Here is a 24,169-nt window from a genome sequence, read left to right as displayed (position 1 = left end):
AGGCAGTTTTCCCATGACGGTACAGGAGTGCTGAACCATGCTGAAAATCGTGCCCGACCCACCCCGCATCTTGCCCCGGGAGGTTCGCCCATGACCCTCGATACGACCCCTCGAACCTCCCGCCCCACCACGGCCCACGCCAATTTCGGCACCTGCCACGACGCCCATCCACCGATGTTCTCGGTGCATGCCGGTATTGATGGCGAGGATGCGCTGGTGTGCGCGGTGGCGGCCTTGCAGGCGGCCTACGAAACCAATGCCATGGCCCTGGAGAAAGCCAGCGAACCACTGCGCAGTCTGCTGGTGGCGACGGAGAACTCCCTGGAAAAAGGGCTGGCCTTGGCGTCGGCTGTGCTGGATGGGATAGAGCGGGGTTAGTCGATGGCAGCGAGGGCCGCCTGTGCGGCCCGACCCTGCACCTGCCCGTCAGTGATCGAGCATCTTGTGATAGGTCACGAAGTCCTGCTCGGCCACATACCCCAGTGACTCATACAGCGCCCGGGCGGCGAGGTTGGTCCGGGCGGTGTCCAGGCTCAACCGCTGCGCGCCCTCGGCCTGGAAAATCTCGGTCAGTTGCTGCATCAGGTAGCGGGCATGACCGCCCCTGCGGGCGTGCGGGGCAACGAACAGGTCATACAGCCAGTAGAAGCGCTTCATCGCCAGCGAACAGGTGGCCGGGTACAGCTGGGCAAAGGCGATGGCCTGGCCGTCGGCGTCCAGCAGCAGGTAGATACGCGAGTTGCCGGTTTCGAGGTTGGTCTTGAGGAATGCGCGGGAAGCGGGGAGGTCATCCGCCTCCTGGTAGAACATCCGGTACTGGTTGAAGAGGTCCGCGGCGGCGTCCAGGTGGTGCAGATCACAGGCAATGACGTTCATGTCGGGGCTCGCAGGAGGGTGGTGCACCGTGTGGCGCAGTGCGTGAAGAAAGGATCTGTTGCAAATCCCACGGCCAGTGGCCGCTGGTGCGGACTACGCTTTCGACTGTGGCGTGGGCAGGGGCTTCCGATGGTCGCAAGACATTTGAGGCGGGCGCCCCGAGCACGTAGCATCAACTCATCAGCGTACTGGAGGTAGTCATGGCTCGATACGCACCTGCAAAGCAGGACAATACCTTTGTTCCCAAGCAAAAGCGAAGCGGCAAAAGTGATGAAGAGGTTCTTCGACAGGGTGCCCGTTCAAGCGAGGCGCTGCTTGATTATGTCGAAAAGCATGGAAAGCTGCCTGTAACCAAGTGAGGGGCCGTGCCGTCTGTCAAAGTCTCTGAGCTGTTCAAGCTGGGATTTGAAGATTGGTACGATCTCTACGTCGATTTCCATGCCTACAAAGTCGGTGGCATTCAGCCGAAGACGTTTGGCAGGGACGCACCACTTGAAGATAAATTCCAGCTTTACCATATCCATCTGGCCACCTCCCAACCGGTCATGCTGCGTTGGGCGTCAATCGACGAGCCATTTCGTCGGACACATCGCGTCGATGAGCCCGAAAACGACTATTGGCTGATTTATGCCTATGACGAGTACCTGGACGAGTACTTGATGTTGAGGCTGATGGGACCCGGTGCACACAATCGCAAAGGATGGGGTTCATTGCTGCGCAACATCGTGAGTGAAATCGTAGAGCCCTGGTCATTGGGTCGGGTCACTTACGATGAGCCAGATTAGCGCTCTGGTAGAGGGGCCGCAGGTGCGGCCCGGTTCTTCAAGGCTTGTGCCAGGATGCCTGCCCCCTTAAATTCGTCCCCTTCATTTACGGCCATACACAACCCATGGCCGGCTCCAGGATCAAGGACGAATGTTGCCGTTGCTTTCCCGTTTCCTGCTGCACGCATTGGCCTGTGTGGCGTTTCCCTTCCTCTTGGGCCTGGGCTTCGACCTGTACCGACAGCATGTCGGCCCGCCCATGGCGCGAGGCGTCAGCGTCGGCTTGGCGACGATGATGGTGTTCTACGCCTTCGTGCTCTTCAACCTGCTGATGGTGGCCATTCCAAGGGCGGCAATCCGCTACGGCTTGGCGCTGTTGCTGGTGCTGTTGGTGCTGGCGTTCTTCAATACCCTGCACCCGTTGCGGGCGCTGGGTTTCGCACTGTTATGCGGTGGTTTGTGCGCAGCGGCGATCAGCATGACGCCCACAGTGACATCGCTGTTGAACAAGTGCCGCAAGTGAGGACCCCAGCGCAGTGGATCAGCAGACCAGCACGCGTCGCTCTTCGAGCCATCGTTCGAAGCAGGTGAAGGTCTCGACCGCTGCCTTTACCGTCTGGGCCTGGGCGGCAGGCTCCTGCTCGGCGCCAGCCAGTCGATCGAGGAAGCTGCGCCAGCGTGCGCCGGTCTGCGCGCCGTAGACGTCGAGAAACGCACCGCCGCTGTCGGCGTCGATGCCCAGGCGTTCAGCCATGGCTCGCTTGAGTACCTGGCCGCCCAGGGTGGAGCCTTCAAGTACATACATCACACCGAGTGCACTGGCTTCATCGTCGATGCGAGGCAGGGCGTGGCACAGCGGCAGTGCTTCGACATCGATGGCCAGGGCGCTCAGGTCGCGGGACAAGGCGGGTGTCTTGTTGCGTTCGGCGGCCTGGTACCCGGCCAGCAAGGTATCCAGCGGCGCATGGAAACCGTGGTAAGCCGCAAGCAGGCGCGCATAGGCCGTCCGGTCGAAGCCTTCGCTGAAAAACGGCAGGCGCGCCTCCAGCCCTTCGTGGCAGGCGCGGGTACCCTCGCGCAAGGCAAGCAACAGCGGGCTGACGGTAGCGGACATGACGCAGGCTCTGAACAGGACGCAACCGATACTGCCAGATCCCATGGCGCCACCACCACTGCCGATTTTCCGCACCTGGCATTTGATCTGTGGAATCATTGCGCCGCCTCTGGAGTGAGGCTTTCACGGCTAAGACAGGAATGCAGCACGATGCGCGCAACAACAAGGAACTGGCTGGCCCTGGGGCTGGCGTTGCTACCGGGCCTGGTCGGCGCGGCGGAGCCAGAGCCGGTACCGGTGTACCGGGAGATCAAGGACTGGGTGGTGGGCTGCGACAACACGCGTTTTTGCACCGCGGTGCTGGCCGATCATCCGGAGTTAATGCGGGTGGGCATGCTGGTGCAGCGCGAGGCGGGTGCCTGGGGCAACCTGCACCTGACCCTGGTGGGCAGCACCGACTGGTCGGGCGAGCCCCTGCTCGACGGCCAGCTGCTGGTCGCCCCTTGGCGCATGACCCGCGGCGTCGAGACCACCCTGGAGCTGGAGGGCGCCGATGCCTATGCCGTGTTGCGGCAATTGCGCAATGGCCAGCGCCTGGTGGACGACACCCGGCCAGGGGAGCGCGTGAGTTCGCTGCAAGGCCTGAGCGCCGCCTTGCTGCTGATGGATGCGGTGCAGGGCCGGGTCGGCCACTACAGCGCGCTGGTGCGACCCGGTGACAGCGTCGCCGACGCCCAGTTGCCCATTCCGGCCAAGCCCCGGGGGCCGGCCTTTGTGGCAGCCACGCCGCTTAGCGAGCAGGAACTGGCGGGCATCAATCCGGTGGTGATGGCCAAGGCGGCCGCCGAAGACCAGCTGAAGAACGAATACGATGTCGCTCCCAAGCTAGAGCTGCATGCCCTGGACGACCAGCACGCCCTGGCGCTGCTCAGCTACAACTGCAACGATTTCCATTGCCTCTACGCGTTGTACAAGGTGTCGCGCAAGGCGCCTTATGCCCTTGGGCCGCTGGAGTTCGAGGCACCGTCCAGCCCGGTACTGATCAGCCGGATGCGCGACGCCATCGAGTTCTACCCCAAAAAGGGCGAGCTCCACAGCTATGCCAAGGACGACTATCCCGGCAGTTGCGGGGTCGAGGAAAGCTGGCGCTACGACGGCATGCGCATGCGCCTGGTCAGGTTGGCGCGGATGGACCGATGCGCCGAAGTGGGCACTGACAGTTGGCCGGTACTATGGCGCAGCGAAGGCTGAAAACGTGAAAGGGACGTCAGGGGCAACCCCATGCAATGGATGAAACACCATCGTGCGGCACTGCTGCTGGTGCTCGTGGCGCCACTGGCCGCGCAGGCTGAAAGCACCCAGGCAGCGCTCGAAGCGGTGCCGCTGTACCGGCAGGTCAAGGACTGGGCGGTCGGCTGCGACAACACCCGTGCCTGCACCGCGCTGCTGGCCATCGACGACGAGCTGATGAGCGGCCTGCAGACCATCGTCCGGCGCGAGGCGGGGCCGCAGGGCAAGCTCGAGCTGACGCTGCGTGTCGGGCCGGCGTTTGCCGACCAGGTGCTGCTCGATGGCCAGGAACTGCCGGCTCAATGGCGGCGGATCCAAGGTGAGTACGATTTCGACCTGCAGCTCGAAGGCGATGCGGCTCTGGCGCTGATCCGTCAGATACGCAACGGCAATCGCCTGAGTTCGTTGACCGAGGATGGCGAGCTGGTCGCGTCGTTGCAGGGGATCAGTGGCGCGTTGCTGGCCATCGATGCGGTCCAGGGGCGGGTAGGGCATGTCGATGCGCTGGTGCGGGTGGGTGACGCCCCGGCTGCCGAGGTGCCTGACGCTCCTGTCGCGGCGGCGTTGCCACGGTTCGTCGCCGCGCCGGGCATGAACGACGAGCAGGCTCATGAAATCGGCAGGACGGTGAAGCACCAGGCGGATGTCGAGGGTGATGTGCCGGGCCTCAGCTTCAGCCACTATGAGGTGTACCCGCTTGACGCTGACAGCGCCCTGGTCATTCTCAATGTCGGGTGCAGTGGCGAGTTCTGCGCCAATTACCTGTATCGGGTGTCCCGCACCGCCCCTTACCAGATCAACAAGATAGCGTTCGAGACCCCGATGCCGTTACTGGCGCCGCTGCTCAGTGGTCATGTTGCGTTCGATCCGCAAAGTGGCCAATTGCAGGCCACTGATAAAAGCCTGTTGGAGCGTGGTTGCGGGCTGGTCCAGCAATGGCGCTATGACGGTGAGCGCATGCGCCTGGAGCGCGTGGCCCGGCTGGATCGCTGTGGGTATGTGAAACCGGAGTTCTGGCCGGTGCTATGGCGCCGTGGTTGACGCGTTCCCTGTAGGAGCGGCCTTGTGCCGCGAAAGGGGCGCGAAGCGGCCCCGGCGATCTTTGCGTCAACGCTGAAATCCTGGGGCCGCTGCGCAGCCCTTTCGCGGCACAAGGCCGCTCCTACAGGGTCTGAGGGACGGTTCAGAACGCCAGCTTGTAGCCGATCAGCAACAGCATGGTCGCCAGGCAAGGCCGCAGCACGCGGTCGGAGATGCGCCCGGTCAGGTGGCTGCCCAGGTAGATCCCCGGCAACGAGCCCAGTAGCAGGTAGCCCAACAGCGACCAGTCCATGTTGCCCATGCCGGCATGACCCAGGCCCGCCACCAGGGTCAGCGGCACGGCGTGGGCGATCTCGGTGCCGACCAGGCGGCGGGTGACCAGGAACGGATACAGCAGGAACAGCGCCACGGTCCCCAGCGCGCCAGCGCCGATGGAGGTGAGGGTGACCATCACGCCCAGCACCACGCCGGTGATCACGGTGAGGATGTTCAGGGTGCGGTCGCTGAGGTGGTAGTGATCGCCGGCATGCTTGCTGGCGAAGGCCTGCAGGCGCGACTTGAACAGGATTGCCAGGGCGGTGAGGATCAGCACCACCGCCAGGCCTTGCTTGATGATGGCGTTGAGCGCGGAGGTGTCGGCGTGCAGGGTGCTGAGGAACCACAGGGTCAGCGCGGCGGCCGGGACGCTGCCCAGGCTCAGCCAGCCGGTGATCTTCCAGTCGATGTTCTTGTTGCGGCCATGCACCCAGACGCCACTGGCCTTGGTGATGGCGGCGTAGAGCAGGTCGGTGCCCACGGCGGTGGCCGGGTTGATGCCGAACCACAGCAGGATCGGGGTCATCAGCGAACCGCCGCCGACGCCGGTCATGCCGACGATGAAGCCCACAACCAGGCCCGCAATGGTGAAACCGAAAGAACCTACATCCATACGCTACTCGACGCCCAGCTTGCCCGTGATCGGATGCATGCCAGCATATAGGTTTTTTTATAGCCAAATAGACTTGTTGGTTATTAGGTTATAACCGATGACCGAAACAAGCCCGAGCGTGCTTCCCAGTGGTGCCCGAGTGGTCGATGTCGCCAGCGTGAAGCGAACTCGTAGGCCAAGGGTGCAATGCGGCGTTTATTCATGTGAGGTGATTAGGAGTCTCCCCGAGTATCGAAGATGACATGGGGGCCGGAAGTGCTTTCTTCCATACCATTGACAGACCACACGGAATGTCCATGGCCGACGTGACTTCCTGCGAGCAGATTATGTTTTGGGATAATGACTTTCCATTCCTTGCCTACATCGCTACTCGTAACGATGTGCTCGAATTCGAATAATGTTTGAGGAACCTCGGATTCGTTTCCTTCTTCGTGATTGCTTCTGCTAATTTGAACCTGGCGGAGCTTTAATTTATCACCCACCTTTAGATTTGGGTATGGAGGTGCGATAAATGCGACCTCATGTGCCATGATGAAATCTCGGGTGAATTTTCCGAGTTCCGGCATCGGGCTGTATTGCCCTTCTGGCAGATTTTTCCTGCTGGTGACAGCTTCTGACATGATTCTTCTCCTGGGGTTTTCCGAACGGTCTAAATACAAGAGTCTTCATCTTCACTCGGGAGGCATCTATTGACCGTTCTGCTCTTGTGGTTTCTTATGGCCGCCAGGCGATAGTCGCGTAATTGTCCCAAGTTGTAACCTGATAAAATTACTAGGTAGGGTAGCGGCGGATCTGACTAACACCATAAGTATTACAAACGGTTCAACACATCTTCGGTTGGAGGCTGATGGCGCCATACGGTCGAGGTACCATCACCTGCGTCATTCGTGTTGACCTTTCCTTGGGTTGTCGACGACAGGGGGATTTCAGAGGAACTGCACTAACGATCGGTCATCACCACCATCACCTGCGCATCGCCGCCATCCTCGCTCTCCGACAGGTATATATGCCCCACCTGGCTGTCGAAATACGCCGTCTCCTGCGGGCCGATACTGACCGTTTCGCCGGTCTCGAACTCGATACGCACGCGTCCGCTGATGACCATGGCGAACTCCTGGCCGGGGTGGCGGATAAAATCGTCGAACTGGCCGCGTTCACGGGCGATGATGCGGGCATAGGCCGGGGTCATGCGCCGCTCGGGGAAGGCGCCGGCGATCGGGTAGTAGTCGTAGGTGCCGGTGGAATAGCCCGCCACCGTTGCCAGCGAATCGACCACCACGGTGGCCGGCTGCGGTGCGCCCACCGGGCCGCTGGCGCGGAACAGCTGGGCAATGTCCAGGTTCAGGGCGCGGGCGGCGGCGGCCAGTTTTTCATAGCTTACAGAGACCTGCGCCAGCTCCATTTTCGACAGCGTGGACAGCGGCACGCCGCTGAGCGCCGACAGCTGCTTGAGCGTCATCTGCCTGGCCTTGCGCACCTGGCGCAGGCGCGCGCCGACTTCACTGCGGTCGAGCGGGGGGCGGGTGGAGGGGACGTCGGGCATCGGGGCTCTCGGGCTGTGCTTTGGTCGGGCATCTTACCTTGGCGCCTTGCGCAATCCTAAATTCTCATATATTAGAATTCTCACAAATGATAATTAGCGCCGGAGGAGCGTGCATGGGACAGGTCCACGACATTCTGATCATCGGTGCCGGCATCGCTGGCGCCTCCCTGGGTTACCGCCTGGCCGGCCAGCGCCAGGTGCTGCTGCTCGAGCGCGAGGCGCAGCCGGGCTATCACGCCACCGGGCGCTCGGCGGCGATGTTCATGGAGGCCTACGGCACCCCGCAGATCCAGGCCCTGACCCGCGCCAGCCGGGCGTTCTACGAGCAGCCGCCGGCGGGCTTCTGTGAACACCCGCTGCTAGAACCCCGCGGTTGCCTGTATGTCGCCAGCCATGAGCAGCACGATCTGCTGGAAAGCACCTACGCCCAGAACCTGGCCAATGGCACCGCCGTCAGCCTGCTCGACAGCGCGGCGGCGCTCGAACTGGTGCCGAGCCTGCGCGGCGAACTGCTGGCCGGCGCCGTGCACGAGACCGGGGCGATGGACCTCGATGTGCACGCCCTGCACCAGGGCTTCCTGCGCGGCCTGCGCCAGGCCGGTGGCGAGCTGCGCTGCAATGCCGAGCTGGTGCAGGCGTACTATCGGGATGACCTGTGGCATGTCGAGCTGGCCGACGGCAGCCGCCTGCGTGCGCGGCTGCTGGTCAATGCCGCCGGCGCCTGGGCCGATCAGGTGGCGGGGCAGTGCGGGGTCGGCAAGGTCGGCCTGCAGCCGTGTCGACGCAGCGCGTTCACCTTCCCCGGCCCTGCGCAGCACGACTTCGCCCGCTGGCCGGCGGTGATCGGTGTCGACGAGAGCTTCTACTTCAAGCCCGACGCCGGCCAACTGCTGGGCTCGCCCGCCAACGCCGACCCGGTCGAACCCCAGGACGCGGCGCCCGAAGAGCTGGACCTGGCGCTGGGGATCTACAACATCGAAGCGATGACGACCCTCGAGATCCGCCGGCCCAGCCACAGCTGGGCGGGGCTGCGTTCGTTCGTCGCCGATGGCGACCTGGTGATCGGCTTCGACCCGGTTTCACCCGCGTTCTTCTGGCTGGCGGCCCAGGGCGGCTATGGTATCCAGTCCGCCGCCGGGGCCTCGCGCCTGGCGGCCGACCTGTTGCTGGGCCTACCGCTGTGCGCCAGCCTTGTCAGCCAGGGGGTCGAGCCAGCACGGCTGTCCCCGGCCCGTTTCATCCAACCCTGAATGGAGCATCCCATGAGCAATGAAATCCAGCGTTTCCCCAGCAGCCTGCCGTTTCCCTTTTCCCGCGCAGTGAAGGCCGGGGGTTTCCTGTTCCTGTCCGGGCAGGTGCCGATGAGCCCGGGCGGTGAGGTGGTGCGTGGCGATATCCAGGCACAGACCCGGGCGGCCTGCGAGCGTATCGCCGAGAGCCTGGCGGCGTGCGGCGCGCGCTTCGACCAGGTGGTGAAGTGCACCGTGTGGCTGTCGGACATGAGCCATTTCGCCGGTTTCAACGAGGTCTACAAGGAGTTCTTCGGCGCGGCGCTGCCGGTGCGTTCGACGGTGGCCTCGGCACTGGCGCTGGGCGTGGATGTCGAGATCGAGGTGCAGGCCTACCTCGGTCAGGACAACTGACACCGTGGCAGCGGGCTTGCCCCGCGATGGCTGTATCGCGGGGCAAGCCCGCTGCCACGACAACCTGCTACGACCCGACACAACAATAAAAACCAGAGGTGCACATGCAAGGGCAGCTGAAGATCGCCGGCGCATTCGTCGGCGTGATCGTGGGGGCGGGCTTCGCGTCCGGGCGGGAACTGCTGTTGTTCTTCGTCGATTTCGGCGTCTGGGGCCTGGTCGGCGCGCTGGTCAGCGCCGCGTTGTTCACGTTCCTCGGCATGGCCCTGGCGGGGCTGGGCAACCGCCTCCAGGCCACCTCGCACAAGGCGGTGATACAGGCCATCTGCGGTCGCCACCTGGGCGTGCTGGTCGACTGGCTCATCACCTTCTTCATGTTCGGCGTGACCGTGGTCATGCTCGCCGGTGGCGGCGCGCTGCTCGAACAGCAGTTCGGCATCCCGGCGCTGGCCGGCAGCGTGCTGGTCACCGTGCTGGTGGTGGCCATCGTCTGCCTGGATGTGCAGAAGGTGATGGTGGCCATTGGCGCGATCACTCCATTGCTGATCCTGGTGGCCTCGGCCATCGCGCTGTATGCGGTGTGCACCCGCAGCTTAAGTTTCGCGGCGCTCGACCAGGTGGCCAGCCAGCAGGAGGCGGGCACCCATCACTGGTTGCTTGGGGCGTTCCTGTATGTCTCCTACAACATCGTTGCCGGGGCGCCGATCCTGGCAATCCTCGGCGGCTCGGCGCGTAACGGGCGGGTCGCCGTGGTCGGCGGCCTGCTGGGCGGCGCGGCGCTCGGCGGGTTGATGCTGGTGATGAGCGCGGGGCTGCTGTCGCGCCTGGACAGCGTGGCCGCGCTGCCGATGCCGATGCTGTCGATCGCTGGCGAAGTGTCGCCGCTGCTGGGGCTGGTGATGTGCCTGATCATCTTCGGGATGATCGTCAACACGGCGGTGGGGACGCTGTTCTCGTTCCTGTCGCGGCTGTTGCCGGCGGGCACGGTGAAGTTCCGCTGGGGAGCGGTGGCGGCCGGTGGGGTAGGGTACGTCTGCAGCCTGGTGGGGTTCATCAGCCTGGTCGGGCAGGTGTATCCGCTGTTCGGCTACCTGGGATTCGTGCTGATGGCGGCGGTGCTGGTGGGATGGTTACGGCGGGGCAGGGGGGCTAAGGTGGCGGTGGCCTGAGGCAAGCCCGCCCCCGCAGTGCATGCGGGAGCGGGCGGCAGGTCAGATGCGGAAGCTGCCGACCAGTTGCTTCAGGCGCCCGGCCTGCTGGCTCAGGGCGTCGCAGTGGCGCAGGGTTTCGTTGAGGTTCTCCACCCCTTGCTGGTTCAGCGCGTTGATCTGGGTGATGTCCAGGTTCAGGCTTTCGACCACGGCGGTCTGCTCTTCGGTGGCGGTGGCCACCGACTGGTTCATGCCGTCGATCTCGCCGATGCGCTGGGTGACGCTGGCCAGGCGCTCGCCGGCCTCGTTGGCCACCTGCACGGTCTCTTCGCTGGAGACCTGGCTGGTGTTCATGGTGTGCACCGCCTCGCGCGAGCCGACCTGCAGGCTGGTGATCATGCGGTGGATCTCTTCGGCCGACTCCTGGGTGCGGTGGGCCAGGTTGCGCACTTCGTCGGCGACCACGGCGAAGCCACGGCCGGCCTCACCGGCACGGGCGGCCTCGATGGCGGCGTTGAGCGCCAGCAGGTTGGTCTGCTGGGAGATGCCCTTGATCACGTCGAGGATCTTGCCGATCTCGTCGGTGCTGGCGTTGAGGGTCTCGATCTGCTCGCAGGACTCGCTGATGCGCTCGGACAGGGCGGTCATGGCGCTGATGGCCTCTTCGACCACCTGGCGGCCACCGTTGGCCTGTTCGCTGGCGCCACTGGCGTGTTGCGAGGCATCGGCGGCGTTGCGGGCGATTTCCTGGGTGGCGGCGCCCAGTTCGTTGATGGCGGCAGCGACGCTGTTGGTGCGCATGCTCTGCTCTTCGGAGCCAGTGAGCGAGGCGTTGGAGGCGACCACGACCTTTTCCGACAGGTCATGCACCAGGCGGGTGGCCGAGGACACTTCGCTGATCGAGGCGTGGATACGCTCGACGAAACGGTTGAACGAGATGGCCAGCTCGCCGAACTCGTCCTTCTGCTCGACAGTCAGGCGGCGGGTCAGATCACCTTCGCCTTCGGCGATGTCCTGCATGGCGCGGCCCATGGTGGTCAGCGGGCGCATCAGCACCGGGATCAGCAGGCCGAGCAGGCCGGCGATGACGGCCACGGCGATGAGCATGGCGATGATGGCCGAAGTGCGGAACTGGCTCAGCGGGGCGTAGGCCTTTTCTTTGTCGATCGACAGGCCGATGTACCACTGCGCCGACGGCAGGCCGTCGACCGGGGCGAAGGAGATGATGCGTTCCTTGCCATCCAGGCTCACTTCCTGGATGCCGGTTTCCACGCGCAGCGGCGAGCCCGGGTAGATGTCCTTGAGGTTCTTCATCACCCGGTCCTTGTCCGGGCTGACGATCACCTGGCCATTGCGGTCGACCAGGAAGGCGTGGCCGATGCCGCCGAAGTCGACGGCGTTGATGATGTCGACCAGGGTGTTCAGGCTCAGGTCACCGCCGACCACGCCGATCAGCTCGCCGCTGCCCTTGGCCTTGACCGGCATGGCGATGGTCACCACCAGGCCACCTACCGCCGCCATGTAGGGCGGGGTCAGCATGGTCTGGTTGGCGGCCACGGCCTGGGTGTACCAGGGGCGCTGACGCGGGTCGTAGCCATCGGGCATCTTGGCGTCGGGGCGCTGGGTGAACAGGCCGGTGTTCTGGCCGAAGTAGGTGAACTGGAAGTTGCTGGTGTACGACGGTTGGTCGACCAGGCCCGGCACGTTGCTGCCGGCACCCTGCTGGGCGATGTCCTGGGCCAGGTTCTCCAGCACCAGGATGCGTCCGCTCATCCAGTTCTGCACACTGCTGGCGGTCTGCGCGCCGGCCTGGCGCACCGAGGACTCGATGTTCTGGCGGATGGTGTTGCGTTGCAGGTAGTCGTTGTAGAGGGTGAACAGCGCAAAGGCCAGTACGACGACGGCGCAGGCACTGAGCAGGATCTTGTGGCGGAATTTCAGGTTCATGTTTCGAGACCTTGAGCCAGTGAAAGGAGGGCGCCGCGTGCTTGTGGCACGAATGGCGGAGCCTGTTGCAACGCTATCGGCCGAGTCTGAAAAATGTTGAAAGACTAAATGTCGCAATGCTTGGCCGAATCGCCTTCAGTGGGTGACAAGTTGTTTCGATGCCAGCAAGCCAACCAGCGCTCTGGCCGCCTGACCGAGGGGTTGCTGCTTGAGCCAGAAGGCATTCACCGGCAGTTGCAGTTCGTTGCGGGTATTGTGGAATTCCAGTCGCACCAGGCGCCCGGCGTCGATCAGCGGCGCAACCCGCGACAGGGGCAAATCGCCCCAGCCCAGGCCCGCCTCGACCATCTGCACGGCGAGGTCCAGGCTGTCGGTGCGCCAGTGCGAGGTGCCGATCAGCGAGCGTGGGTCGGACAGCGGCAGGTCGCGGCTGCGTACCAGGATCTGGCGCAGGTTGACCAAGTCTTCAAGGTGACGGATGCGCCCTTCGCGCAGGGCGGGGTGCTGCGGCGACAGCGTGGCCACCAGCGATTCCATGGCGATGTGCTGGAAGCTGCGCCGCGGGTCCACCTGCAACCCGGCGAAGGCCAGGCACAGGCCGGCGCGACCGCTGTCGAGCAACTGCAGGGCCTCTTCCTGAGGCGCGGCGAGCAGTTCGATGTCCAGCAGCGGATAGCGCTCGCCAAGGCGGGTGATGGCGTCGAGCAGCGGGCGCTGGTCGATGTCCGGGACCACGGCGATGGCCAGGCTGCTTTCCAGCCCGCGCGACAGCTCCAGCGCGTGCACCTCCAGCAGCCCAAGCTGTTCGGCGATCAGCCGGGCATGGGGTTCCAGGGCCTGGGCCTGGGCGGTCGGGCGTGCTTCGCGCGAGCCGCGCTCGAACAACGGGTAGCCGAGTTCCGCCTCGAGGTTGCCGATGGCCATGCTCACCGCCGAGGGCACGCGCCCGAGGGCCCGCGCGGCGGCGGAAAACGAGCCGCGGTCGAGCACGGCGAGAAACAGCAGGATGGTGTCGCTGGAAAAGTTCATGGCAGTCTCCTTTCAGTAAATCTGAAGGCTGCCGACTTTTTCTGTCAAGTGTGTTGATGCATTCTGCGCGCCTTCGTCATACCCGCAGCAAGGTAATCCCGTGCAAGGACTCAAACGCAAACTGGTCTACGTGACCTTCTATGAACTGATCGGCCTGTGCATGTCGACCCTGGGCCTGGCCTACCTGTCCGACACCCAGGCCTCGCACACCGGCCCCCTGGCGGTAATGATCACCACCATCGCCATGCTCTGGAATCTCATCTACAACACCTTGTTCGAACGCTGGGAGAGCCGCCAGGCCAAGCGCGGCCGCAGCCTGGGCCGGCGGGTGGCGCATGCCATCGGCTTCCAGCTGACCCTGGTGGTGTACCTGATCCCGCTTATCGCCTGGTGGCTGGACATGACCCTGCTGGAGGCACTGTTGGTGGACCTGGCGTTCATTATCCTGGTGCCGTGCTACACGTTCGTCTACAACTGGGCGTTCGACCGGATCTTTGGGCTGCCGAACTCGGCGTTGGCGACAGCGTGAGCCTTTTGTAGGAGCGGCCTTGTGCCGCGATAGGGCTGCGAAGCAGCCCCGGCGATCTATGAATAAATGCTGAAATCCAGGGGCCGCTTCGCGCCCCTTTCGCGGCACAAGGCCGCTCCTACAGGGGGTGCGTTGCCTGCAGATCATGGCGTTCGGTAACCCAGCAAACTGTCCTCCACCTGCCCCGACAGGTAATACACCCCGGCCATGGCCCCGCTCTGGCGGTTCTCCATCAGCTCCTGCCATTCCTGGTTCAGCGCCACATTGAGGATCACCCGCAGCTGCTCGACCATCTGCGGCTGCTCGCGGTCATGGGTGATGATGCCGTAGCCGGTTGCCGCCACCGAGATCAACGCCCCCGCCGCCTTGCCCACCGCCGCCGCGATCGCGCTGGCAGCGCCGCGCGGGGCCAGGGTGGCGCCGAGTTTTTCGCTGGCCTGGGTGGCCACCGACGACAGCCCCGCCTCGGTCTGCCCGGGGCCCTTGGCGGCCTGCTGGTGCAGGTGCTGGCGCAGCGACTGCCAGGCCGGTTGCTGGTCCAGCGACTTGGCCCGCAGCAGTTGGTAGAGCGAGGCGTTGCGTGCGTCCGGCGGCCCCAGGGCGATGATCGGGATGCGATTCAGGCGCTGACTGAACTGCTCGGGCGGCGCGTTGTAGCGCTGGATGATCGCCGGTAGCTGCTGGCCGAGCAGTTGCAGGTAAAGCTCGCTGGCGCGGTCGCGGATGCCCTCGGGGTTGATCTGCTCGGCCACCGGGTCGATCACCCGTTCGCGGTATTGTGCCTGCAGATACAAGCCCAGGCGCTTTTCCGGCGGCTCGTTGCCGTTGCCGCTGTTCATCGTGTACCAGGCCACCTTGAGCGTGAGCCATTGTTGGGTCCAGTAGCCGGTGAACCAGGGGATGAAGTCGTTCTCGGTGCGTTGTTGCACCTGCTCTTTCCACACGCGCATGGAGCGTCGGGCGTAGTCGTTGGCCGAGCCTGCGGCAGCGACCGAGGCCTCGATGATTTCCTGGTCGATGCGTTGCCAGACGGCGGGGGGCAGGTTCTGCGGTGGCGGTGGGGCCGTGGGGCGTTTGCCGGCGCAGCCGGCGAGGGCCAGCAGGAGGCAGAGCGCAAACATCACGAGGATTGATTTCACGCGGATTGCCCCCTTGGCGAGAGGCTGGGTGGTTATCCGAAGTATAGGTTTGTCTTGAAGGCCTCATCGCGGGGCAAGCCCGCTCCTACAGGTACTGCACAATACCTGTAGGAGCGGGCTCGTCCCGCGATGGGCCGCAAAGCGGCCCCCTTTGCAGGCGTGAATGACATGCTCACCCCTCCAGCTTCAAGTGCAGCAATGGATACGGATCGCCCTGGCCATCCACCTCGGAACGGCCGACCTGGACGAACCCCTGTTTCAGGTAGAACCCCACCGCCTGCGGGTTCTGTTCATTGACGTCCACCTCACGCACGTCCAACTCCTCGACCACAGTGGCCAGCAGCGCCTTGCCGATGCCCTGGCCGCGGCAGGCGGGGTCGATGAAGAGCATTTCCAGCTTGCCGTCATGCACCCCGGCAAACCCCTGGATATGGCCGTCGCTGTCGCGCCAGGCACGCAGTTCGACAAACCCCAGGTACTGCTCGCGCACCAGCGGCCGCAAACGTTCGATGTAGCCATCGGGAAGAAAGTCATGGGTCGCCCGTACCGAGGCTTCCCACAGATCGGCCAGCCGATCGAAATGTTCCGCGCCCACCGGCGCGATAGCGTGTTTCATGTTGGCCTCCAAGGCACTGTGATGAATCGGCGGTCATGGTACGGCGCGCCTTGGGGCTGCGCTATGCTCGGCCTTTCATCTCTCGCCGTGGAGCGCCGCATGCCCGCTGAACCGATCCCCCGGGCCGAGGCCCTGTTGCTGGTGGACGTGCAATGCGCGTTCATGGAAGGGGCCAACGCCGTCCCCGGTCACCTCGCCCTGCAGGCAAGCATCGCCCGCTTGCTGGCGCGGGCACGGCAGGCTGGCGTGCCGGTGATCTTCCTGCAGAACGACGGCGCGCCCGACAGCCCGGACGCCCCGCACACAGCGGGCTGGCAGCTGTATTTTCCGGCGGGCCGGGGTGAGCACGTGCTGTTCAAGACCGAGGATGACGGCTTTGTCGAGACCAGGCTGCAGGCCTTGCTGGATGAGCTGGGTGTCCAGTGCCTGGCCCTGTGCGGCCTGCTCTCTGAAATGTGCCTGGCCGCCACCGCGCGCGCCGCGCTGCAACGGGGTTTCGAGGTGTTGTTGGCGCACGACGCCCACGCCACCTACGACGTGCCGCCCGGCCCAGGCGGCTCGCCGGGTGTGCCCGCCGCCCTGGCGGCGCGGGCGGCGGAATGGTCGCTGGGGGACGAAGTGCTGATCCTGCCTGGCGTCGACTCGGTGGCGTTCAGCCCGGTCGATGCAGCAGGTGGAACGTGACAGGTCTCAGATCAGCACCTGGTACGGCGCATAGGGCCAGTCTTGCGCCAGCATGATCTCGCCGGTCTGAGGCTCCAGGGTCTTGAGATGGCCATCCAGGTCCAGGAACAGGTTCACCGCGTGCGCCTCGTCGCCGCACGTGCCAGCAATCCAGCCCACGGCGTAGGGGTAAGTTGCATTGCCGTGGTAGGCGTCGAGTGAGGCCTGGCCTTTGTAGACGAAGGCGAAGTCATCGCAGTCGAAGCTTTCGCTGCGCCAGCGGCAACGGCCAAGGCCCGTGTCTTGCCAGATTTGCCTGGCGTGGTATGACGAGATGGCCTGGTAAGCGCTGTCGGCTTCACAAAGCGCGTCGGCGGCAACCGTCGGCCAGGTCGTCTTGATGAGGTCGAACAGGCGTTGGCCGGTGATATGGTAACGATGCAGGGTGAAACGCGTGGGTTCCTTTGCGGGGCTTGCCAGGTACAGCCAGTCCCAGGTGCTGTTGCCGGCCTTGAAGGCTTTGCGGTCACCGTCGATTTCGACCTGCAGGGTGAATTGCTGGGCGTCGTTGCCGTGGCTGACGGGGCACAGCTTGATGCGCGGATAGCCTGGCCAGTTTTGGCCGGAGGCGAACAGCCAAGGGTCCCTGCCGATGGGACCATTGGCGTAAAGGCTCCAGGGGCGATCGTTCGCCGAGACGTCCAGTGTGGCTAGGCGCCTGTGGCCAGTGGCCGACACGGCGATGTAGAGCACATCCGAGTTGTAGGTGTCGAAGTCGCCCAGGTAGGCCCAGCCCCAGGATCCTTGCTGCTGGGCGCACAGGACTCGCCCGTGTTCGTCGAACAGTACATACGACTCGTCACTGGCCAGTGTGTCCAGCGACATTGCCGCGCTGAGTTCACCACCCGCCGGGCTTGGTCTTGGCGTTGGCGCGGCCTCCGGCGGGGCCGTGGGAATGCGATCGGGTGAATGGCTGACTGATTGGGCAAGGGTTGCAGTTGTGTTCATGGCACCTTCGGCTGGACAAGCCCGACGGGATGTCGGGATGCCCTGGAGTCTCGCCCGGATCCCGCCGCACGATCATACGGCACGGCTTCCCTTGGGCCCGTCCAGTTCCAGCTTGTCCTCCAGGCGATCCAGGTGCTCGTGCATCAGGCTCAGGGCGGTCTGGCCGTCGCCACTTTCCACTGCATCGATGATCGCCGCGTGCTCCTGCCACGCGCAGTGCTCGCAGTACGGTGACTCATAGCGGGCGATGATCAGCGAGGTCATCGGCACCAGGCCGTTGAGAAAACGTGCCAGCGGCGCGTTGGCGGCCATCTGCGCCAGCTTCATGTGAAACTCGCCGCCCAGGCGGATCGCCGTGCAGCGTTCGCCGCGCTCATGGTGCTGGCGCTCGCGCTCGACCAGCTGGCGCAGTTGGCGGATCTGCGCCGGTCGGGCGCGCTGGGTGGCCAGGCCGATCAATGTGGTCTCGGCCAGGCGCCGGGCGCTGAGCACCTGGCGCGCCTGCTCGGGGTCGGGCGCGGCCAGGTGCGCGGTATGGCTGGGGCGCTGCACCACCACCTGCTGGTCGGACAGACGCCCGAGCACCCGGCGGATCACCGTGCGGCTGACGCCGAAGGCATTGCCCAGCGCCTGCTCGGGCAGGGCGCTGCCGGGTGGCAGGCGCTGTTCGAGGATGGCGTCGAACAGCCGGGGGTAGATCTGCTCCGCCGACAGGCGGGTCTCGCCGGCACCGAGCAGGGCAGGCAGGCGGGGGGCGGCTTGGGCGCAGGCGGTCATGGTCGCTCTCCTTCTTTGTTCAGGTGCCTGGTTGGTCGTCCGGGATGTTCAGGGCGATGCCCATGCGCTGGCCTTCGGCGAGGATGTGCTGGCGCATCTGCTGGCTGGCCTTGGCGCTGTTGCGCTCGCGGATCGCGCGCACCACCGCCTCGTTTTCGCTCAGGCGTGCGGCCAGGTGCTCGGGGGAGTTGCGCAGCATGGCGGCGCTCTGCTTGAGGGCATTGCCGGTCTGCTGCACCACGCTCTGGAAGATCGGGTTGGTGGTCAGGGCGAACAGCGCTTCGTGGAAAGTGATGTAGGCGTTGATGCCGGCCTCGCTGTCACCGGCCTCGAGGGCTTCGCGCATGTCCATCAGGGTCAGGCGCAGCTGGCCGATGTCCTGGCTGCCGGCCGATTGCGCCACCAGCCCGGCGATGAAGGGCTCGAGGGTGTAGCGCAGCTCCAGCACGTCGGCCAGGCTGGCCTCGGCGACGGTGTCCGCTTCCTGCGCCTGGGCGGCGTCGGCATCCAGCACCAGTACGCCCTTGCCGGGCATCGAGCGCACCAGGCCCAGGGTTTCCAGGACGATCACCGCCTCGCGCAGGCTTGGTCGGCTTATCCCCAGTTGTTCGGCCAGCTCGCGCTGGCCGGGCAGCATGTCGCCGCTGCGCCACTGGCCGCGGGCCAGGGCCTGGCGGAGTTTCTCCACCACTGAATTGACTACGGTCGAAGAGCTGATCACGGTTCGCTCCTTGGTTGACGCGGCATCTTTGCGCTTGGCCGGCCGGCGCTGGGCGCCGTCGGCCTTGGGCTTAGAATTCCTGTTGATGGGGTTGGCCCTGCTTGCGGGTGATCGGGGCGAAGCCAGGCTTGTTGGCCAGCACGTTATGGGCGCGCTCCAGGTCGATGTCCTTCTCCCAGCGGGCGATGGCCACGGTGGCGACGCAGTTGCCGATGAGGTTGGTCAGCGCCCGGCCGATGCCCATGAACCAGTCCACGGCCAGCACCAGCACCAGGCCCACCACCGGAATCGCCGGTACCGCGGTCAGGGTGGCGGCCAGGATCACCAGGGCCGAGCCTGGGATGCCGTGGGCACCCTTGGAAGTCACCAGCGACACCAGAAGAATGGTCAGCAGGTCGGTCATCGCCAGCGGCGTGCCGGTGGCGTTGGCGATGAACACGATGGCCAGGGTCAGGTAGATGGAGAAGCCATCGAGGTTGAACGAGTAGCCGGTGGGGATCACCAGGCCGACGGTGGAGCTGCCGATGCCGAGGTGCTCGAGCTTGCGCATCACCTGGGGCAGCACGGCGTCGGAGGAGGCGGTGCCGAGGACGATGGACAGCTCCTCGCGCAGGTACTTGATGAGCGGCAGCAGCCTCAGGCCCGACAGGCGCATCACCGTGCCGAGGATGATCAGCACGAAGCCGGCGCAGGTCAGGTAGAACAGCGCCACCAGGCCGCCCAGGTGCTGCAGCGAGCTCAGGCCGTATTTGCTGGTGGTGAAGGCGATGGCGCCGAACACGCCGATCGGGGCCAGGCGCACGATCATGCCCATGATGCGGAAGATCACGTGGCTGAGTTCGTTGATCAGCCGCGAAATGCCCGAGGCCGACTCGCCCACCAGGTTCAGCGCGCTGCCGAACAGCACCGAGAACAGCAGCACCTGGAGGATGTTGTTGTCGGCGAAGGCGCCCACCACCGAGGTGGGGATCAGGTCCATCAGGAAGGTGGTGGTGTTGTGGATGTGCGCGCCGCGCTCGGCCAGGGCGCCGGCGTCGGCGCTGGACAACTGGTCGAGGTGGATGTTGGCGCCGCTGCCGATGCCGGTGGAGAAGGCGAACACCAGGCCGATCACCAGGGCCAGGGTGGTCAGCACTTCGAAGTAGATCACCGACTTCAGGCCGATGCGTCCGACCTTCTTCAGGTCGCCGGCGCCGGAAATACCGCTGACCACCACGCAGAACACGATCAGGCCGATGAGCATCTTGATCAGCTTGATGAAGCCGTCGCCCAGGGGTTTGAGTTGCAGGGACAGGTCGGGGAAGCTCAGGCCGCAGACAATGCCGAGGGCAAGGCCGAGCACAACCTGGAGGAAGATCGAACGCGAACACCATTTGAGCATGGGAGGAGTCTCTGGTCGGTGTCCTTGCCCCCCAAGCCACACGGAGCGAAAGAGCGCAGGACTTAATTATTGTGGTCTTACCGGTTTGTTCACTGCCAAGCCATAAAACGCCGATTTTTTTCACTTTGCAAGTGATTTCGGCCTTACCGGTCTGACCAGTTGTGGTGCAGTGAAGAGGCTTCTGCTCTAGTGTGGTGCGTGGGGGGATTTCAGGGCTTGGAAAGCACCTGATCGACGGCGGCGATCAATTTGCCGAGGTCCTTGGGAGGGGCGTTGTGGATCACGCCGAAGAGGTAGGCGCGCTGTTCGTCTTCGTCGTCGGGATCGCTGAAGAACACTTTCGGCTTGACTCCCAGGGCCTCGGCGAAGCTTACCAACGACTCGATGCTGGGGTAGTAGGTACCGGTTTCGAAACGGCTGATGGTCTTGGGGTCGAAGCCGGTTCGCTCGCCCAGTTGCGCCTGAGTGAGGCCCGCCAGTTTGCGGTAGCGGCGCAGGGCTGGACCTAGACCTGTTCTCGTCATCGCTCAATTCCCATTTAGAATCAAGCACTTAACGATATATGTCGATATGGCGCAACGCCATGATTCGTCACCTTTATTTGCAAAATGTGATGGAATTCGTAGAATTCGCCGCTTTGATTGATCAGTCATTCAAGTTGTCGTCCAGGGCGATCCGGCCATTTGCCGGCTCGTGTGCAAGCGTTGTCGGACATTGGAACTGATCCAGGATGAACGGTTCCGGCGCCCCTGGCCTCCTGTCAGGCCATGCGTCGGGCCGTGTATGAACGGAGTCTCATCGTGCGTCAGAACCTGCCGGTCAATCCGGTCGAGCAAAGCTTTCCCGAGCACCAGCGGCTCATTTCGGCGACCGACACGGCCAGCCTGATCACCTACTGCAACGCCGAATTCGCCGCCATCAGCGGCTACAGCCAGGACGAGCTGATCGGCAGCCCGCACAACCTGGTGCGTCACCCGGACATGCCCGAGGCGGTGTTCGAGCTGATGTGGCAGTACCTCAAGGCTGGCCGCAGCTGGATGGGCATCGTCAAGAACCGCTGTCGCAACGGCAACTTCTATTGGGTCAACGCCTACGTCACGCCGATGCTCGACAACGGCCAGGTGGTCGGCTACGAGTCGGTGCGCGTGCGTCCGACCCGCGAGCAGGTGGCCCGCGCCGAAGCCCTGTACGCCCGGCTGCGTGAAGGCAAGGCGGCGCTGTCGCCGACTCGGCGCCTGGCCCTGCTGGGGCGGGCCATGGCGCTGCCGCTGCTGGCGGGGGCCGTGGCCATTGGCGCCGGTCAGGTATTGCCGGACCTGCCCGCCCAAGGCCTGACCCTGGCGCTGTTCGCCGGCGTCGGCCTGTGGGCGCAGAGCCGCATGGGGCGCCACTTGCGGCGCATCGTTCAGGTTGCGGACAACACCTTCAGCGACCCGGTCGCGGCCTTGACCTATAGCGACCTGCCCGGTGCCGCCGGGCAGCTGGAGCTGATCCTGGTCAGCGAGGAGGCGCGTCTGAAGACCGCGCTCACCCGCCTGAGCGACCTCGCCGTGCAGATGGCTGGCGCCGCCCAGGATGCCGGGCGCTTGTCGCGCAGTACCGAGTCGGCGCTGCTCGAACAGCGAGCCGAGACTGACCTCACCGCCACCGCCATGACCGAGATGGCCGCCTCCATCGGCGAGGTCGCCGGCCACGTGCAACTGACCGCCGAGCAGGCGCACACCGCGCACCTGCTGGCCGGGCAGGGCAGCCAGGTGGCCGACGCCAGCGGCGCGGCGATCCAGAGCCTGGCCGGCACGGTCGGGCAGATCAACCAGGCGGTCAACGATCTGGCCGGTCAGACCGGTGCCATTGCCGAGGCAGCCGGAATGATCCGCGCCATCGCCGAGCAGACCAACCTGCTGGCGCTCAACGCCGCCATCGAAGCGGCCCGCGCCGGCGAGCAGGGGCGCGGCTTCGCGGTGGTCGCCGACGAGGTCCGCGCCCTGGCCGACAAGACCCGCCAGTCGACCCTGCATATCCAGTCGATCATCGACAGCCTGCGCGGCGGTGCAGAGCAGGCGGTGAGCATCGCCAGCCAGGGCCTGGAAGGCGCGCAGCAGGGCGTGACCCAGGTCGCCCTGACCCGGGAGGCCCTGCAGGGCATCCAGCACGCGGTGCAGCGCATCAGCGACATGAGCCAGCAGATGGCCGCGGCCTCGCAGGAGCAGTCCAGCGTGGCCGAGGATGTCTCGCGGCAGATCAACGGCGTGGCCGGCACGGTGCAGCAAAGTGCCCGCCGCGCCAATGCCGCGGCTGTGCGCGGCGCGGAACTGGAGCAAGTGTGCGCCGGGCTGCGCGCCCTGGTGGAGCGCTTCAACCGCTAGGTTGCGAGGCTTATGGACGATAACTACCGCGCGGCCGTCGATGCGGCCGCGATCTTTTCCGAAACCGACCTGCGCGGTTGCATCACCTACGTCAACCAGCAGTTCTGCAGCATCTCCGGCTACAGCCGCGAGGAACTGCTGGGGGCCAACCACCGCATCCTCAATTCCGGGTTGCACGAGCCGACCTTTTTCCTCGAGATGTGGCGCGCCCTGGCCGCGGGCCGGGTGTGGAAGGGCGAGATCTGCAACCGCGCCAAGGACGGCTCGCTGTACTGGGTGGACAGCACCATGGTGCCGCTGATCGACCCGCACACCGGCCAGGTGCGCAAGTACGTGTCGATCCGCTTCGACGTCACCGAGAAGCGCCAGTTGCTGCACACCCTGCAGTGGCGCGTGGGGCATGACGTGCTGACCGGCCTGCCGAACCGCGCCTACCTGTCCGACCTGCTCAACCAGGCCTTGGCGTTCTCCCGGCGGGAAAGTATTCCGTTGGCGGTGTGCATGCTCGACCTCGATGGCTTCAAGGCGGTCAACGACGGCTACGGCCATGCCACCGGCGACCTGCTGTTGGTGGAAGTCGCCCAGCGCCTGCAGAACATCCTGCGCGGCGGCGATGCAGTGGCGCGGCTGTCGGGCGACGAGTTCGTGCTGATCTTGCGCCATATCGAAGGCCCGCAGCAGTTGCATGCGGCGTTGCAGCGCATTCTCCAGGCGCTGGCCGCGCCCTATGTGGTGCGCGAGCAGTCGCTGAGCCTGAGCGCGAGCATCGGCGTGACCCTGTTCCCGCAGGATGACGAGGATGCCGACACCCTGGTGCGCCACGCCGACCAGGCCATGTACGTGGCCAAGCAGCGCGGGCGCAACCGCTACCACCTGTTCGACGTGTCCCAGGAGCTCGAGCTCAAGGCCACCCACCAGACCGTGGCGCGGGTGCGCCAGGCCCTGCGCCAGGGCGAGCTGTGCCTGCACTACCAGCCCAAGGTGAACATGCGCAGCGGCCAGGTGATTGGTTTCGAGGCGTTGCTGCGCTGGATGCATCCGTCCAAGGGGCCGGTACCGCCAGGGGAGTTCCTGCCTTTCGTGGAGCAGACCGACCTGATCGTCGAGCTGGGCGAGTGGGTCATCGACCAGGCCCTGACCCAGTTGCAGCAGTGGCAGCTGTCCGGGCGTGACTGGTCACTGAGCGTCAACATCGCCGCTCGCCAGCTGCAACGCGGCGACTTCGCCCAGCGCCTTGAGCGCCTGCTGGCGCGTCACCCCGGGGTGTCGCCCGGGCATCTGGACCTGGAGATCGTCGAGTCGGTAGCGATCGACAACCTGCCGCGGGTTGGCCGTTGCCTGGATGCCTGCCGAGCCCTGGGTGTGCGTTTTTCCCTGGACGACTTCGGTACCGGCTATTCCTCGTTGAGCTACCTCAAGCGCCTGCCGGCGCAGACCATCAAGATCGACAAGTCCTTCGTGCGCGACATCCTTCATGACCATGACGACCTGGCCCTGACCGGAGCGGTGATCGGCCTGGCGCGGGCGTTCGGGCGTGAAGTGATCGCCGAGGGGGTGGAGACTGTCGAACACGGGCGGGTGCTGATGGGGCTGGGCTGCGAGCTGGCCCAGGGTTACGGCATCGCCCGGCCGATGCCGGTGGAGGCGGTGGCGCAGTGGGTGGCGGACTATCGGCAGCCGCAGCAGTGGTGCTGAGCGTGCCC

At 65.0% G+C, this 24,169-nt stretch carries 27 protein-coding genes and 1 pseudogene; 14 read left to right on the top strand and 14 right to left on the bottom strand.

Features of this window, described 5'->3' with window-relative positions; genetic code table 11:
* Positions 1-90 precede the first annotated feature (90 nt).
* Positions 91-378, top strand: coding sequence for a hypothetical protein (locus K2O50_RS18035; RefSeq protein ID WP_050705018.1), 288 nt, complete (start codon positions 91-93; stop codon positions 376-378).
* 48 nt (positions 379-426) lie between these two features.
* Here K2O50_RS18035 and K2O50_RS18030 read toward each other — a convergent pair whose 3' ends face one another.
* Positions 427-876, bottom strand: coding sequence for a GNAT family N-acetyltransferase (locus K2O50_RS18030; RefSeq protein ID WP_050705019.1), 450 nt, complete (start codon positions 874-876; stop codon positions 427-429).
* Positions 877-1,076: 200 nt separating this feature from the next.
* Between K2O50_RS18030 and K2O50_RS18025 the strand changes: the two genes are divergently transcribed.
* From K2O50_RS18025 to K2O50_RS18015, 3 genes are all read left to right on the top strand, one after another.
* Entirely contained in the window at positions 1,077-1,235 is a 159-nt protein-coding gene (locus K2O50_RS18025; RefSeq protein ID WP_156177521.1) for a hypothetical protein, read from the top strand.
* Positions 1,236-1,241: 6 nt separating this feature from the next.
* Positions 1,242-1,661 (top strand): type II toxin-antitoxin system YafO family toxin, encoded by a 420-nt coding sequence (locus K2O50_RS18020; protein WP_082337704.1) that lies wholly within the window; start codon positions 1,242-1,244, stop codon positions 1,659-1,661.
* Positions 1,662-1,791: 130 nt separating this feature from the next.
* Positions 1,792-2,163, top strand: coding sequence for a hypothetical protein (locus K2O50_RS18015; protein WP_050705021.1), 372 nt, complete (start codon positions 1,792-1,794; stop codon positions 2,161-2,163).
* An 18-nt stretch (positions 2,164-2,181) separates the two neighbouring features.
* On the opposite strand, the gene K2O50_RS18010 is transcribed toward K2O50_RS18015, so the two are convergent.
* The gene (locus K2O50_RS18010; RefSeq protein ID WP_050705099.1) at positions 2,182-2,754 is read right to left on the bottom strand and encodes a biliverdin-producing heme oxygenase; all 573 of its coding nucleotides are present in this window, start codon (positions 2,752-2,754) and stop codon (positions 2,182-2,184) included.
* Positions 2,755-2,904: 150 nt separating this feature from the next.
* On the opposite strand from K2O50_RS18010, the gene K2O50_RS18005 reads away from it, so the two are divergent.
* Both K2O50_RS18005 and K2O50_RS18000 read left to right on the top strand, forming a co-directional pair.
* On the top strand, positions 2,905-3,945 hold the full coding sequence (locus K2O50_RS18005; RefSeq protein ID WP_052896420.1) for a DUF1176 domain-containing protein: 1,041 nt from the start codon (positions 2,905-2,907) through the stop codon (positions 3,943-3,945).
* Positions 3,946-3,975: 30 nt separating this feature from the next.
* Positions 3,976-5,025 (top strand): DUF1176 domain-containing protein, encoded by a 1,050-nt coding sequence (locus tag K2O50_RS18000; protein ID WP_050705023.1) that lies wholly within the window; start codon positions 3,976-3,978, stop codon positions 5,023-5,025.
* Positions 5,026-5,167: 142 nt separating this feature from the next.
* Here the strand turns inward: K2O50_RS18000 and K2O50_RS17995 are convergent, their stop codons facing one another.
* The 3 genes from K2O50_RS17995 to K2O50_RS17985 form a co-directional block, all read right to left on the bottom strand.
* Positions 5,168-5,953 (bottom strand): sulfite exporter TauE/SafE family protein, encoded by a 786-nt coding sequence (locus K2O50_RS17995; protein ID WP_050705024.1) that lies wholly within the window; start codon positions 5,951-5,953, stop codon positions 5,168-5,170.
* Between the two features lie 212 nt (positions 5,954-6,165).
* Positions 6,166-6,573: a hypothetical protein gene (locus K2O50_RS17990; protein WP_156329611.1), complete on the bottom strand. Its 408-nt coding sequence runs from the start codon at positions 6,571-6,573 to the stop codon at positions 6,166-6,168.
* A gap of 320 nt (positions 6,574-6,893) precedes the next feature.
* A complete protein-coding gene (locus K2O50_RS17985; RefSeq protein ID WP_050705025.1) occupies positions 6,894-7,496 on the bottom strand; it encodes a helix-turn-helix domain-containing protein in 603 nt (200 codons plus the stop codon).
* 113 nt (positions 7,497-7,609) lie between these two features.
* Between K2O50_RS17985 and K2O50_RS17980 the strand changes: the two genes are divergently transcribed.
* The 3 genes from K2O50_RS17980 (at position 7,610) to K2O50_RS17970 (ending at position 10,308) form a co-directional block, all read left to right on the top strand.
* Entirely contained in the window at positions 7,610-8,746 is a 1,137-nt protein-coding gene (locus K2O50_RS17980) for an FAD-binding oxidoreductase (RefSeq protein WP_050705026.1), read from the top strand.
* 12 nt (positions 8,747-8,758) lie between these two features.
* Complete coding sequence (locus K2O50_RS17975; protein WP_050705027.1) at positions 8,759-9,139, top strand: RidA family protein; 381 nt, start codon at positions 8,759-8,761, stop codon at positions 9,137-9,139.
* 104 nt (positions 9,140-9,243) lie between these two features.
* The gene (locus tag K2O50_RS17970; RefSeq protein WP_050705028.1) at positions 9,244-10,308 is read left to right on the top strand and encodes a hypothetical protein; all 1,065 of its coding nucleotides are present in this window, start codon (positions 9,244-9,246) and stop codon (positions 10,306-10,308) included.
* 42 nt (positions 10,309-10,350) lie between these two features.
* On the opposite strand, the gene mcpA is transcribed toward K2O50_RS17970, so the two are convergent.
* Together mcpA and K2O50_RS17960 are read right to left on the bottom strand one after the other, a co-directional pair.
* Positions 10,351-12,237: a methyl-accepting chemotaxis protein McpA gene (gene mcpA / locus K2O50_RS17965; protein WP_028692685.1), complete on the bottom strand. Its 1,887-nt coding sequence runs from the start codon at positions 12,235-12,237 to the stop codon at positions 10,351-10,353.
* A 135-nt stretch (positions 12,238-12,372) separates the two neighbouring features.
* Positions 12,373-13,266 (bottom strand): LysR family transcriptional regulator, encoded by an 894-nt coding sequence (locus K2O50_RS17960; RefSeq protein WP_050705029.1) that lies wholly within the window; start codon positions 13,264-13,266, stop codon positions 12,373-12,375.
* Between the two features lie 100 nt (positions 13,267-13,366).
* On the opposite strand from K2O50_RS17960, the gene K2O50_RS17955 reads away from it, so the two are divergent.
* Positions 13,367-13,795, top strand: a complete 429-nt coding sequence (locus tag K2O50_RS17955) for a PACE efflux transporter (RefSeq protein WP_050705030.1) — start codon at positions 13,367-13,369, stop codon at positions 13,793-13,795.
* A 143-nt stretch (positions 13,796-13,938) separates the two neighbouring features.
* Here the strand turns inward: K2O50_RS17955 and K2O50_RS17950 are convergent, their stop codons facing one another.
* Positions 13,939-14,916, bottom strand: a complete 978-nt coding sequence (locus tag K2O50_RS17950; RefSeq protein WP_050705031.1) for a hypothetical protein — start codon at positions 14,914-14,916, stop codon at positions 13,939-13,941.
* Between the two features lie 190 nt (positions 14,917-15,106).
* Positions 15,107-15,550 carry a GNAT family N-acetyltransferase gene (locus tag K2O50_RS17945; RefSeq protein WP_050705032.1) on the bottom strand — a complete coding sequence of 148 codons (444 nt, stop codon included), beginning with the start codon at positions 15,548-15,550 and terminating at the stop codon, positions 15,107-15,109.
* A 99-nt stretch (positions 15,551-15,649) separates the two neighbouring features.
* Here K2O50_RS17945 and K2O50_RS17940 point away from each other — a divergent pair, with 99 nt between their 5' ends.
* Complete coding sequence (locus K2O50_RS17940) at positions 15,650-16,234, top strand: isochorismatase family protein (RefSeq protein WP_050705033.1); 585 nt, start codon at positions 15,650-15,652, stop codon at positions 16,232-16,234.
* 6 nt (positions 16,235-16,240) lie between these two features.
* Here K2O50_RS17940 and K2O50_RS17935 read toward each other — a convergent pair whose 3' ends face one another.
* The 5 genes from K2O50_RS17935 to K2O50_RS17915 form a co-directional block, all read right to left on the bottom strand.
* Positions 16,241-17,098 carry a lectin MOA-related protein gene (locus K2O50_RS17935; protein ID WP_050705034.1) on the bottom strand — a complete coding sequence of 286 codons (858 nt, stop codon included), beginning with the start codon at positions 17,096-17,098 and terminating at the stop codon, positions 16,241-16,243.
* 195 nt (positions 17,099-17,293) lie between these two features.
* Entirely contained in the window at positions 17,294-17,998 is a 705-nt protein-coding gene (locus tag K2O50_RS17930) for a GntR family transcriptional regulator (protein ID WP_050705035.1), read from the bottom strand.
* Between the two features lie 19 nt (positions 17,999-18,017).
* Positions 18,018-18,719 (bottom strand): FadR/GntR family transcriptional regulator, encoded by a 702-nt coding sequence (locus tag K2O50_RS17925; protein ID WP_050705036.1) that lies wholly within the window; start codon positions 18,717-18,719, stop codon positions 18,018-18,020.
* A 70-nt stretch (positions 18,720-18,789) separates the two neighbouring features.
* A complete protein-coding gene (locus K2O50_RS17920) occupies positions 18,790-20,100 on the bottom strand; it encodes a C4-dicarboxylate transporter DctA (protein WP_050705037.1) in 1,311 nt (436 codons plus the stop codon).
* A gap of 209 nt (positions 20,101-20,309) precedes the next feature.
* Positions 20,310-20,624, bottom strand: coding sequence for a helix-turn-helix domain-containing protein (locus K2O50_RS17915; RefSeq protein ID WP_050705038.1), 315 nt, complete (start codon positions 20,622-20,624; stop codon positions 20,310-20,312).
* 243 nt (positions 20,625-20,867) lie between these two features.
* On the opposite strand from K2O50_RS17915, the pseudogene K2O50_RS26940 reads away from it, so the two are divergent.
* From K2O50_RS26940 to K2O50_RS17905, 3 genes and pseudogenes are all read left to right on the top strand, one after another.
* Positions 20,868-21,182: pseudogene (locus K2O50_RS26940) on the top strand (PAS domain-containing protein); the annotation flags it as partial.
* A 21-nt stretch (positions 21,183-21,203) separates the two neighbouring features.
* Complete coding sequence (locus K2O50_RS17910) at positions 21,204-22,466, top strand: methyl-accepting chemotaxis protein (protein ID WP_409077830.1); 1,263 nt, start codon at positions 21,204-21,206, stop codon at positions 22,464-22,466.
* Between the two features lie 12 nt (positions 22,467-22,478).
* Positions 22,479-24,161, top strand: coding sequence for a bifunctional diguanylate cyclase/phosphodiesterase (locus tag K2O50_RS17905; RefSeq protein WP_050705040.1), 1,683 nt, complete (start codon positions 22,479-22,481; stop codon positions 24,159-24,161).
* Positions 24,162-24,169 lie beyond the last annotated feature (8 nt).

The sequence above is a fragment of the Pseudomonas sp. 2hn genome (assembly GCF_019646095.1).
Taxonomy (GTDB): Bacteria; Pseudomonadota; Gammaproteobacteria; order Pseudomonadales; family Pseudomonadaceae; genus Aquipseudomonas; species Aquipseudomonas peradeniyensis.
The sequence above is the reverse complement of the archived record's forward strand: the minus strand, read 5'-3'. Positions and strand labels throughout refer to the sequence as shown.